Raw genomic sequence first — 11,411 nt, forward strand, 5'->3', positions numbered from 1 at the left:
ATTTAGCTTATTTAATAAACAACACAATTAATGCTTGATTATTTAAAGTCGATCGGTCTAATATGTTGTATGAACAAAAACACACCAACTCCAGTAAGGCGTGGCCGCCCACCCAAAGTAGCCAGAGAAAACGCAGATACCAAAGCGTTACTTATTCGCACAGGCCTAGAAACACTAACCGAGTTTGGTTTTAGCGCAACTGGCCTCGATACCATATTAAAAAAAGCAGCCGTACCTAAAGGCTCTTTTTATCATTACTTTAAAAGTAAAGAAGCGTACGGTATTGCCCTTGTTGATGCTTACGACAGTTATTTTATTGCCAAACTTAATCATTATTTACAACAAAGTGACGTGCCCCCGCTGGAGCGAATAGTCAACTTTACCCAAAGTGCCATTAAAGGGATGAAGAAGTACGATTATAAGCGTGGCTGTTTAGTAGGCAATTTAAATCAAGAACTGAATCACTTAAGTGACGAATTTAAAACCCGCTTATTGCAAAGTTATACTAGCTGGCAAAACTTGGTAGAGGTGTGTTTAAACCAAGCAAAGCAGCAAGGTACAATTGCCAACAGTGTAAACACCCCATTAATGAGTGAGTATTTTTGGATTGGTTGGGAGGGTGCGGTTATGCGTGCCAAGCTCACTAAGTCTAATACTCCACTTACTTTGTATACAGAAATGTTTTTACGCGCATTACTAACCTAATGCGTTTTTTTTACCAATTAAAAGACGATCGGTCTAAAAGGATATCCCATGAGTAACCCAATTAAAGCCATTGTTATTAATAAAGATGATAATAACTACAGCGCCTCTTTAAGCAGCATTAAGAATAGTGACCTGCCGAATGAAAATGTCACTATTGATGTGCTATACAGCACTTTAAATTATAAAGATGGCTTAGCAATAACCGGAAAAGGGCCTGTGGTACGCAGTTTTCCTATGGTGCCGGGTATAGATTTAGTAGGCACTGTGAGCCACTCCACCAGCGATGAATTTAAAAGTGGCGATAAGGTAATTTTAAATGGGTTTGGTGTAGGCGAAAAACACTGGGGTGGGCTTGCTCAAAAAGCAGCACTTAATAGCGATTGGTTAATCCCCTTGCCTGCTGGCATTTCACCAAAACAAGCTATGCAAGTTGGCACTGCGGGTTACACCGCTATGCTCAGTGTAATTGCACTCGAAAAACAAGGCATAACACCCGATTCAGGCGAAGTGCTGGTAACCGGTGCCAATGGTGGCGTAGGTAGTTTTGCAATATATTTACTAAATCAGCTTGGCTACAATGTAACCGCAGCTACTGGACGAATGGAGCAAAGTGATTATTTAAAAGAGCTAGGAGCAGCAAATGTAATTAATCGTGATGAGCTTTCAAACCCAGGTAAGCCGCTACAAAAAGAGCGTTTTGCCGCAGCTATAGACTCAGTAGGTAGCCATACTTTAGCTAATATTTGCGCCTCGTTAAAATATGGAGGTGTTGTAACCGCATGTGGGCTTGCACAAGGTATGGATTTACCTAGCTCTGTAGCACCATTTATATTACGTGGCATTCGATTAATAGGCATTGATAGCGTAATGCGCCCAAAAGCCGACCGAATTGAAGCATGGGATCGTTTAGCATCTTTAGTAGCAGCTGATTACCTTGATAAAATATCGACCGAAATAACGCTTGAACAAGTAATTGATAACGCCGAGCAGCTTATGAAAGGTAAAATTCGCGGCCGTGTTGTAGTTAATTGCCAAAGTTAAGCTTTTTACACTGTTAAAGCCTCGTTATTAAATTTATAATACACTTTGTATTTTAATAACGAGGCAACACCTATGAGCAACCAAGAACTTTTCAGTAATAACCCACTGCAAGGCGTAAAATTAGAACAAGTGGTTGAAGAGCTGGTTGAACAATATGGGTGGGAACTCCTATACGCTTATTTACAGCTAAATTGCTTTAAAAATAATCCTGATATTAAATCGGCGGTTAAATTTTTACGTAAAACACAGTGGGCACAAGAAAAAGTAGATAACTTTTATTTGTATCGCCTTAAAAACTTACCACGTCCTGATGATGTGCAATACGAACTGCCACCGCGTGATCGCGTGATCCCTGCTGATCATAAACCTGGTGAGCCGTGTGAGTTAAGCTTTACTGATGCAAAGCGTATTATGGAGAAAAAAGAGACTAAGCAACGTGCGCGTACCCGTAAACAGCGTGTTAGCTCAACTAATCCTTGGGGCAACTAAAGCACAAGGTTAAACCACTCATTATTAAAGCTGGCATTGCCGGCTTTTTTATTACGCCTTTTTACTCATACCCTATAAGTTAACAGCAACAGCTATATAAACTTTACTTTAGTGGCTTGTATCCCCTATCTTGCCAAAACTCTACAGCCGAGCGCTCTGTAGCCAGTGCTACATTAAATGTTTTATCCGCTATAAGTTTGCCATTGTACTCTATGGTCATGCGCCAATTACCAAGTTTATTATTAATTGGTGGCCATAAAGTATCACCTAAATAAAAATGCCAGTCGCTGTCTTTAACATACACCACTCCGGAAAAAGGAGGCATTATGTCGCCTTCATCATCGGGTATATTAGGATGATAAATGCTGTAATGTAATTTTTCGCCTTTGGCTTTTTTAATATTTATGATCAAACCAAATTCAACATCAAGAGTAGCGATGACCTCAGTAGTAAATTGCTCTATTTGCGGCAATGCTTTACTCTCGTTATCCCATGTTGAGTAAATACCGTAGCTTTGCAGCGTAATTATCGGTTTTAATTTAGCCATATCACCTAACTTTATATTTAACGTTTATTGTATGCCAGCAGAGTGTGTAAATTTGCCATATTTAAAGTGTCATTTTTGGGTTTTTAGGATAGTAATGATTGCTCTGCTGCTCGCACAAACTAAACTCACGAGTATTTTTGTAAGGTAACTTCATAAAACCGGCTACCCCTACGTCGGTAATATTAACTGCGTATTGCATCAACTTATTAAGCAGCCGCCTAAACTCATCCTCTTTACTGGCATCGAGCAACCGGTAGTAATGATGTATTTTGAGCCTATCGGGCAGCGCTTCAAAAATAATGCAGCCAGTGTGGTGTATTTGATTTAGCTCAAACACACATTTAATTACTTTTTTTGGCAGTTGTAGTTGCTCGTCGGGATCTTTACCATCTTCAAAGTAAGAATGTGGCCGGGTAACATCACTGGCATTTACATTCACCGTTTCAAAATCAAGTTCTGGTAAACTTTCAAACTTAAAAGCGCCTGTTCTATCGCGCTCTAGCTGAATGGTTTTACGTGCGTCAAACAAACAACATTTAAACAGCCCTTTTTGGCTAATTGCTTGTGCCAGCATTACAGTGTTATTTACCGCATCGGTAAATGCAGCAGCTAACGTTTCGTTATACAAAATTAGCGATGATTCAACAAACAGTGACTCATCTTTCCAATGAAAGCTTAACCCGCCTACAGCAGGGTATTTTGCTAAACGACTAATTGAAGCTAAAAATGCTTTTTCGGTATCCCCGGTATCAAACAAAAATTCTTTATAGTAACGATCTAATTGGGCATCGTTTACATCAAGTAATTGCTGCTTATGATCGGCTTGGCGTAAAAACTGTTTTCGTGAGCTGTATACTACGGTTTCGGGCTCTTCATCATAACTAAACCAAAACGGAATAGCGGCTTTAACTACTTTTTTAGGCAACTCGGGTAAGTAGGCTTTCGCCATATTAGTAATGTTACGCATAAAGTAATCACCTGCGCTATTTCTCACTTGTTTATTTTTAGAGAGCATACCGTCAATTACTTTAGCCAGCTCTATTGGTAGCCCTAAACTGCTGGCCGGAATAACGTCTACTCCAAACCGACAAGACTGTGCAGAAGCAAGCGCGTACAAAGTTGCCGCTACGCCTTGCTCATCAAAACGTGGAGATGATTGCTCCCCCGACATTTGTGCTTCACCAATAAAGTACACATCGCCCATACGTGCGTTAGTTGTGCTTACGTCTGCCGACATTAAATCCATAAAATTACTGGCAATAGGGTTACCGTCACTGTCTATTTGCGCATATACCGAGCTTCCCCAATCCACTAACGACAGTGCATCACTTGCTTCGTCCCATACTAAGTTTGAAGGTTTAATGTCGCCATGCACAATAGGTTGCGCAGTTATACCCGTATTATGATTGCGCAGATCGAGCAGCACGTTTCTGAGTCGTACTGCCAGCGTCATAATTTTTGCAGCGCCAATTCGGCCTTTTTTTAACGATACTTTTTCAAGGTCTTCGCCCATGGCGCGAGCCATCATTAAAATGCCTTGTTTTTTAATTCGCTCAAATGCATAAAATTCAGGTACAAGTGGATTGTTTATTTGCGATAGCATGTAAGCTTCGTCTTCTAGGCGATCGCGTATGCTTTGCGCTAGTGTAATACGCGAAAACTTAAATACCCAAGGTAATCCGGTATCGTCGTGCCCCGCAAATACAAAACCAAAAGCGCCTGAACCAATCATTTCTACATTTTCGTAACCAAGTAAGGTAAGTTTTTTAATACATATATTAAGCCACTGCCGATGCTTTTTAGCATCGTGGTGTGAGAGCAAATAAACAGATTGCTCTTCGTTAATATAAAAGTTACGAATTTCTTTGGCTTGCACTGTATTTTCTCAATTAAGGAAGTGTAACGGCTTAAATTAATAACCCTTTTAGCTGTGTAATACTCTATTTTATTTAAAGTTTTATCTCAAGTAATAGCGCTCGTTAAAATTTTAAGGCTACATATCGCTATAAATTGCGCATTCAACGTATAGGGCTTAACCTATTGGGCTAAAATAAGGTAAAACAGGGCTTTATATTCTTTTGGGTTAAACAATGACAAACATAATTAAAGCCTCTTCCTTAGCTATAGCGCTTTGTGCTGGTATGAGTTCGCACGCAGCTGAGTTTACTTTCTCATCAAACATAAACAAAGATGCACAAACATTAGTCGTATTTTATAGCCAAGATGGAAAAAACAAACAATTTAAAGCACTTAATAAAGAGTTTAAACAGCATTTACAGCGCATAATAGACATTGAAAACTTTAAAGGCGATTACGCCAGTGTTGCCGAACTTATAGCACCACAAAACAGTAAATACGATCGTATATTAGTGGTAGGTACGGGTAAACAAAAAGAACTAGATAAAGCCCGTATTGCAAAATTAGGTGGCAATATACATGCTCGCTTACTTGGCAATAAAGTAACAACTGCAAGTGTAATATTTGATGACGTAACCGGCTTAAATAATAATGCCGAGTTAGCAGCTAACTTTGCTCATGGCGCTAATTTACGCGACCACCGCTTTGAAAAGTATAAGCAAAAAGCCAACACAGAAACCATTAGTTACACATTTGATGTTACCAATACTAAGCAAACACAAAAAACATATAAAGTGCTGCAAAGCATTCAAGCTGGGGTATTTTTAGCCCGCGACTTAACTTCTGAAGTTGCTACCCACATGACCCCGGTCGACTTTGCAAATGCAGCTAAAGAATTAGAGTCTCTTGGCGTTACTATTAGCGTACTTGAGCCTGCACAATTAAAAGAGCTAGGTATGGGAGCGCTTGAAGCTGTTGGCCGTGGTAGCGAACAAGGCGCTCGCCTTGTAGTTGCTCATTATAAAGGGTCTAACGACGCACCTATTGCCCTAATAGGTAAAGGTATTACATTTGACTCTGGCGGCTACAGCATTAAAACAGGTGCATCTATTGCACGAATGAAATCAGACATGGCAGGTGCAGCAGCGGTACTGGGTACTGTAAAAGCAATGGCACTTGCTAAAGCAGATAAAAACGTAGTTGCAGTGATGGGTATGGCCGCTAACATGGTGTCGCAATTTGCTGTAGCACCGGGCGACGTAGTACGTACCGCTGAAGGCTTAAGTGTAGAAATACTTAATACCGACGCAGAGGGCCGCTTGGTACTTAGCGATTCAATGTGGTATGCGCGTAAGCACTTTAATCCTGAAATAATGATTGATGTAGCCACATTAACTGGCTCTAAAGTAGGTGCTGTTGGCAATGAATACGCGGCAGTATTTTCACAAGATGATAAATTAGTAACGCAATTAACCTTAGCCGGTAAACAGGTTAACGAAAACTTATGGCGCTTACCTTTAGGTTATAAAGATGCTTTAAAGTCGGATATTGCTGATTTAACCAATGTTGGCTCCAGTGGCCCTGGTGCAACTACTGCAGCAAGCTTTTTAGAGCATTTTGCCGGTGACACTCGCTGGGTACACATTGACATAGCCGGCAATGCATTAGCTAAAAAAGGCAAAGACGAAGTATCTGCAGGCGGTACCGGATTTGGCGTGCGTTTATTGAGTGAATGGCTACTAAGTAATTAAATATACATTAGTTAGCTTTACTAGCTAAAACACAAAACGCCAAAAGCACATACATTCTTTTGGCGTTTTTTATTGTTAGTTAAAGCAATATAACCTTTAACCTAGAAGGTCAAACACCTTCTAGTCGTAACCATATTTATTATTAAACGCTTCATCGCTCATGGTTAATAAAATAATAAACTCTACAAATGCAATGATCGCCGGAATAGCTGTCCAAAAGAACAACAGATAAATAAAGCCTAAGCCAATTTGCCCTAAGTAAAACTTATGAACACCAAAACCACCCAAAAATACCGCAAGCAATGCTGCAGCTATTTTACTCTTACCATTGGGCGCAGTACCACCTAATGAATTAGGTTGCGCTGTTTGTCTTACCCCACATTTAGGACAAATTTCTGCTTTTAAACTAATTACGCCTCCACAGTCCGAACAAAACTTTTCGTCTGCACTTTTTAATGTTGCTGCATCACTCATTAATAACTCTCCATTGTTTATAAATATGCTTCATAGCGTAGTTAAGTAAATGTCAGTATATAAATTATTAGTTTTAATTTTTAGATACTTGAAAATATTTAACAGCTAAAAACTTAGCACAATAGGCAAACCATATTCAACAAAAATAAAACAACTATTTTACATTTGGGTGCTTATACATGATTTATATAGTGCAAATAAACGATGTGCAGCTATTAAAACTCGATAGTATCAATAATCAACACTAAATAATGTTAACAAAATTTACATTTAGTTAGTTGTTCTGCATAAACCCTTTTTGCTTAATAGCGCAGCACTAAGTTAATTGTGGTTTTTTAATGGAGTATCAAAATGATAAAATTTAAATCGATAACACTATTTGTTAAAATGTGGACTGTTACGGCATTATTAACCAGCTCAGCCGCTTACTCACTAGGCTTCTCACAAACCTACACACAGGCTTACTTACAAGCCTATGCTCAAGCTTCATCTAAAGATAGCAAACAGGCTCCAGCTCAAAACATTCCTCAAAACTCGATTTACCAATTAAATAATACGTGGTTAGATCAAGATGGCCACGAGCGTTTATTAAGTAACTTTAGTGGTAAAAAGCAAATAGTAAGCCTTATTTACACACATTGTGCGCATACCTGCCCGACTATTGTGTCGACCATGCAAGCTATTGAAAATAAGCTTAGTGATGAAGAAAAAAACAATGTTGGATTTATATTAGTCTCGCTTACCCCTGATACAGACACCCCGACGGTATTACAAAGCTTTGCCCAAAGCAGAAAACTAAGTGCGCATAATTGGAGCTTATTAACAGGCTCAGCCGATGATGTGCGCAGCTTAGCTGCAGCATTAAACATTAAGTATCAAAATATAGGGAATAGCGAGGTAGAGCACTCTAATATAATGACGGTGCTTGACCAGCAAGGCAGAATCAAGTTTCAAAAAACGGGTGTAATTAGTAATGCAACTTTCACTGCTAAGGAGCTTGCCAACTTTTAAGCTACTCACTATTACTAAAAACACAAATATAAAACACTTTATTAATAAATAGAGTGTTTATATTATTTTATAAATGTTTACTTAAAATACCTCCTACCTAAGTCCGCTTTAAATTTCTCATATATTTTTAATCAACTGCTTCACTTGCTTACAGCATAGAGTATTAATGACGTATATATACCAACAAGTTATAGGGTAGCGTTGGACTTATTTGCAGCACAATAGAATAATCCGCCCTTCACTCACACTTCAGCTTTGTATTATTAATTATTGGGTACTTATGTGAATAAAAAACAAGCCATACTAGGTAGCGCTATTGCTATTTTATCTATTTTGTTAGGGGCACTATTTCTCGAAACATTATCACTGTTTTTACGTCTACTGCTAGGCTTAGCTTTGGGTTTTGCCTTAGCGAAAGGTTCAATTGGTTTTGCTGGCAGCATTAATCGCGCATACCGACGTGGCTCAACACAGCTATTGCAAACTCTTATGTTTATGTTTGTTATTACTGCCATTATAAATGCTGGCTTATTAGTAAATACAGATTCAACAAGTTATAACTTATGGGTTAACCCTATTAATTTAGGCCTGATTATTGGTGGCGTAATGTTTGGTGCCGGTATGAGCTTGTCGAGCTGCTGTGCTACCGGCATGATGGTAGAAATGGTAAGCGATGTACCACGCGCACTAACAACATTGGTATTTTTTGGAGCAGGTGTGTTTTTTGGCTTTCCGCTACAAGCAACGCAAAGCTGGATCACGCAAAGTGTAATCTCTACAAGTAGTTATGCTGAGCAAGGTATTTACCTGCCCGATTTGTTTAGTTGGGGGCCATTAAATGGCTACTTTATTGCTATTTTAGTTACGATTGCTTTTGCTTTAATTGTTGTAGTGCTGGCTAAAAAATATGAGAACTACCGACAAAAAAGTGGATCTTATTTAGGGGTTGACGGTGAAATAGCCCGACAAAACCAGTTATTACACAACAGTACACAACAATTTACATTTTTTAGCACCCACACATATAAACGCTGGATAGGAAACATGTGGGAAATGCGCACTTCTGCTTTAGTAATTGCAATTATATTTGGTGTAATGATGGCGTCAACTGGTTCGGGCTGGGGCGCTTCTACCCCTTTTGGCATATGGTTTGGTAAGCTTGTAATGCAACTTGGCATAAGCGCAAACGATATTGCAAACTATACTCTAAGACCCGAAGTAATGTTTACTACAGGCTTTTTTGATCATGCTATTTCGGTACAAAACTTTGCAATAATGTTAGGCACATTAATAGCCGTGCTGCTTATGGGTAAATTTTCGTTTTCATTTAAAATAAACCACTCAGCTAAACAGTTTGCTTTATTTGCACTTGGCGGGCTACTAATGGGGTTTGGTACGCGTTTTGCCAATGGCTGCAATGTAGGTGCATTATTTACCCCTATCGCTAACTTTTCATTGTCAGGTTGGATTTACCTAATTTTTTTACTGCTTGGTGGAATACTGGGTAATAAGCTGCAACATGCTGTAATTAAATAATACCTTTTATAATTAAAATGCCGACTTAAATTATAAGTCGGCATTTTTACTAACCGTTATTTTTAAACAGTATACGTTTAAGTGTATTGTCTTTAATAATATAATGATGCAGAAGTGCTGCGCTGGCATGTAATGCAATTAAGTAATAACCAAGTACGCCCGTTGTTTCGTGTAGGTATTTAATTTGTTTTGCCAGATCAGTGTTTTTTGCCGCTAATGCGGGTAATTCAAAACCATAAAAAGGGATTGGCGCATCAAATAAACTCAACATAAACCAACCTGCCAAAGGCATTGCAAACATAAAAGCATAAAGTGCAATGTGCGTAATACTAGCCGCCATGGTTTGCCATTTTGCTGGACTGGGCGTTATTAATGGTTTAGAACCACTTTTTAAACGAATAAATAGCCGAATAGTTACAAGCAATAAAACTGATAACCCCAGCATAAAATGCCACATTTTAAATAAATCGCGAGTTTCTGTGCCCTTATCAAATAAAACCCGTAGTTCAATCGATGCATACACAGCAATTAATACTAATAACATTAGCCAGTGCAGGATTATTGAGAGTTTATTGTAATGGGTAGATGTGTTTTTTATAGCCATAAAACCTCTAAATATCTAAGAAATAAATGCGCTCTTTACTTCTCAAGCACACCGTACTTAACCTGAACTCTGGTTAAGAGATTTACTAACGTATTGAATCATCGTTATATTTAATTTTATTTTCTCTAGCCAGAGGTTTTCAGTGAAAACAAGGCGAATTTACGCGTCAATAGCTGGCCTATTGCAAGTAAATTCAACGCAGTTAGCGCTGAAAACAGCTGCTTGAGATAAGTTTATTATCCGGAGCTCAGGTTACTTAAGAAGTTTAGCGCGTTTAAAACTTTTACAGTGTTTAAAGTAAGCTTTTAATGATCTAGCACAATAACTATTTAACTTATATTTATCGGCGCTATCTGTATTGATAACTTAAACCAAACCCCGCCCAAAATACATCTTGTAATAATTCATCGTCGGCATAGCGGTTAGAATCTTTATTAATAGCAAAACTGTAGTTGCTATATGCGTATAACTGCATGTTTTTTATTACTGAGTAAGATAAATTGGTACTAAATTGCACATGATTAGCACCATTATGCCCATCGGCCACATACCCTGAATTAAAGCCAACACTGGTTTTAAAATCAAGCTGTAATACGGGCGTTAATTGATAATGTTTATTTAGCGCAACATCTAAAAAAGCACCTTGTGCATCAAATGAATAATATAAACTACTTATAAGCTGAACCTGCTGTGCAAAAGAGTAAATAAGCTCAAGGCTAACCTCATTATCGTAAGCGTTACTGCTTTCTTCGCGCGAGGCAATTGCACTATACCCACTTAATAGCTCAAGGTTTTTTGATAATACCGTTGCGTATATTATATTTAAATTCACTTCTGAATAATCGGTATTAATGCCTTTAGCAAACCAAGGAATAATTATGAAATTTTCATAATTTAGCTCTGTAGATACTGAGGTAATCCCTTTATTTGCTAAGTTATCACGCCCTTCAGTAACATAGCGGTTTTCCCAGTAGGAATGAATGTGCCAGTCGTAGCTGTTATTAGGTTCAATGTTAGTTAACGTCTCAACTTTTATATGACCCGCCGCATCTGCTGAAACATTTTGCACAGCACTATACTCTTGCGTAGTTTGCGCTAAAGCAAGGGAACTAAAACAGGCACTAAACGCAAATAAAAAACCGACAATACATAACTTCATTAATAACCTAAATTTTCATAGTAGTATTTAGCTCAGTTACTGAGCTAAAAAGGTCGGCTATACTACTACTCGAATAGGTAAATGAGCAGTGAACTACCCATCGACGCCACTCCGTGTCGATCAATGGGCTTCTACAGCCTTGACTTAGAGACTAGGCTGTTTCTTTTTTCTCAGTTCCAACAGCAAACTTCGATAGCTCGAAGACTTTCGTTTTAATGGCTGATTTCTGCTGAGATG

At 38.5% G+C, this 11,411-nt stretch carries 11 protein-coding genes; 6 read left to right on the forward strand and 5 right to left on the reverse strand.

What is annotated here, in order from left to right; all coding sequences use genetic code 11:
• The first annotated feature begins 69 nt into the window (after positions 1–69).
• The 3 genes from HC000_RS04580 to HC000_RS04590 all read left to right on the forward strand — a co-directional run bounded on the left by HC000_RS04580 (position 70) and on the right by HC000_RS04590 (position 2,235).
• Positions 70–705: a TetR/AcrR family transcriptional regulator gene (locus HC000_RS04580; RefSeq protein WP_041454420.1), complete on the forward strand. Its 636-nt coding sequence runs from the start codon at positions 70–72 to the stop codon at positions 703–705.
• 48 nt (positions 706–753) lie between these two features.
• Complete coding sequence (locus tag HC000_RS04585) at positions 754–1,746, forward strand: MDR family oxidoreductase (protein WP_179807057.1); 993 nt, start codon at positions 754–756, stop codon at positions 1,744–1,746.
• A gap of 72 nt (positions 1,747–1,818) precedes the next feature.
• Positions 1,819–2,235, forward strand: a complete 417-nt coding sequence (locus HC000_RS04590) for a VF530 family protein (RefSeq protein ID WP_011328167.1) — start codon at positions 1,819–1,821, stop codon at positions 2,233–2,235.
• A 103-nt stretch (positions 2,236–2,338) separates the two neighbouring features.
• Here HC000_RS04590 and HC000_RS04595 read toward each other — a convergent pair whose 3' ends face one another.
• Together HC000_RS04595 and HC000_RS04600 are read right to left on the reverse strand one after the other, a co-directional pair.
• Positions 2,339–2,782, reverse strand: a complete 444-nt coding sequence (locus HC000_RS04595) for a DUF3859 domain-containing protein (RefSeq protein ID WP_179807058.1) — start codon at positions 2,780–2,782, stop codon at positions 2,339–2,341.
• A gap of 61 nt (positions 2,783–2,843) precedes the next feature.
• On the reverse strand, positions 2,844–4,658 hold the full coding sequence (locus tag HC000_RS04600; protein WP_179807059.1) for a serine/threonine protein kinase: 1,815 nt from the start codon (positions 4,656–4,658) through the stop codon (positions 2,844–2,846).
• 214 nt (positions 4,659–4,872) lie between these two features.
• Between HC000_RS04600 and HC000_RS04605 the strand changes: the two genes are divergently transcribed.
• The gene (locus tag HC000_RS04605; protein WP_179807060.1) at positions 4,873–6,390 is read left to right on the forward strand and encodes a leucyl aminopeptidase; all 1,518 of its coding nucleotides are present in this window, start codon (positions 4,873–4,875) and stop codon (positions 6,388–6,390) included.
• 120 nt (positions 6,391–6,510) lie between these two features.
• Here HC000_RS04605 and HC000_RS04610 read toward each other — a convergent pair whose 3' ends face one another.
• Positions 6,511–6,864, reverse strand: coding sequence for a TM2 domain-containing protein (locus HC000_RS04610; protein ID WP_011328163.1), 354 nt, complete (start codon positions 6,862–6,864; stop codon positions 6,511–6,513).
• 351 nt (positions 6,865–7,215) lie between these two features.
• Between HC000_RS04610 and HC000_RS04615 the strand changes: the two genes are divergently transcribed.
• Positions 7,216–7,875, forward strand: a complete 660-nt coding sequence (locus HC000_RS04615) for an SCO family protein (protein ID WP_179807061.1) — start codon at positions 7,216–7,218, stop codon at positions 7,873–7,875.
• Between the two features lie 282 nt (positions 7,876–8,157).
• Positions 8,158–9,411, forward strand: coding sequence for a YeeE/YedE family protein (locus HC000_RS04620; RefSeq protein WP_179807062.1), 1,254 nt, complete (start codon positions 8,158–8,160; stop codon positions 9,409–9,411).
• A 49-nt stretch (positions 9,412–9,460) separates the two neighbouring features.
• On the opposite strand, the gene HC000_RS04625 is transcribed toward HC000_RS04620, so the two are convergent.
• Together HC000_RS04625 and HC000_RS04630 are read right to left on the reverse strand one after the other, a co-directional pair.
• Positions 9,461–10,015: a cytochrome b gene (locus tag HC000_RS04625; protein ID WP_179807063.1), complete on the reverse strand. Its 555-nt coding sequence runs from the start codon at positions 10,013–10,015 to the stop codon at positions 9,461–9,463.
• A 349-nt stretch (positions 10,016–10,364) separates the two neighbouring features.
• Entirely contained in the window at positions 10,365–11,174 is an 810-nt protein-coding gene (locus HC000_RS04630) for a hypothetical protein (RefSeq protein WP_179807064.1), read from the reverse strand.
• Between the last annotated feature and the right edge of the window lie 237 nt (positions 11,175–11,411).

The sequence above is a fragment of the Pseudoalteromonas sp. MIP2626 genome, from assembly GCF_013414205.1.
In the GTDB taxonomy this organism is placed as follows: Bacteria; Pseudomonadota; Gammaproteobacteria; order Enterobacterales; family Alteromonadaceae; genus Pseudoalteromonas; species Pseudoalteromonas nigrifaciens.

What these genes read in the sequence shown, in the direction of transcription:
- HC000_RS04580 (WP_041454420.1), top strand. Translation starts at nt 70, where the DNA reads ATGAACAAAAACACACCAACTCCAGTAAGGCGTGGCCGCCCACCCAAA.
- HC000_RS04585 (WP_179807057.1), top strand. Translation starts at nt 754, where the DNA reads ATGAGTAACCCAATTAAAGCCATTGTTATTAATAAAGATGATAATAAC.
- HC000_RS04590 (WP_011328167.1), top strand. Translation starts at nt 1,819, where the DNA reads ATGAGCAACCAAGAACTTTTCAGTAATAACCCACTGCAAGGCGTAAAA.
- HC000_RS04595 (WP_179807058.1), bottom strand. Translation starts at nt 2,782, where the DNA reads ATGGCTAAATTAAAACCGATAATTACGCTGCAAAGCTACGGTATTTAC.
- HC000_RS04605 (WP_179807060.1), top strand. Translation starts at nt 4,873, where the DNA reads ATGACAAACATAATTAAAGCCTCTTCCTTAGCTATAGCGCTTTGTGCT.
- HC000_RS04610 (WP_011328163.1), bottom strand. Translation starts at nt 6,864, where the DNA reads ATGAGTGATGCAGCAACATTAAAAAGTGCAGACGAAAAGTTTTGTTCG.
- HC000_RS04615 (WP_179807061.1), top strand. Translation starts at nt 7,216, where the DNA reads ATGATAAAATTTAAATCGATAACACTATTTGTTAAAATGTGGACTGTT.
- HC000_RS04625 (WP_179807063.1), bottom strand. Translation starts at nt 10,015, where the DNA reads ATGGCTATAAAAAACACATCTACCCATTACAATAAACTCTCAATAATC.
- HC000_RS04630 (WP_179807064.1), bottom strand. Translation starts at nt 11,174, where the DNA reads ATGAAGTTATGTATTGTCGGTTTTTTATTTGCGTTTAGTGCCTGTTTT.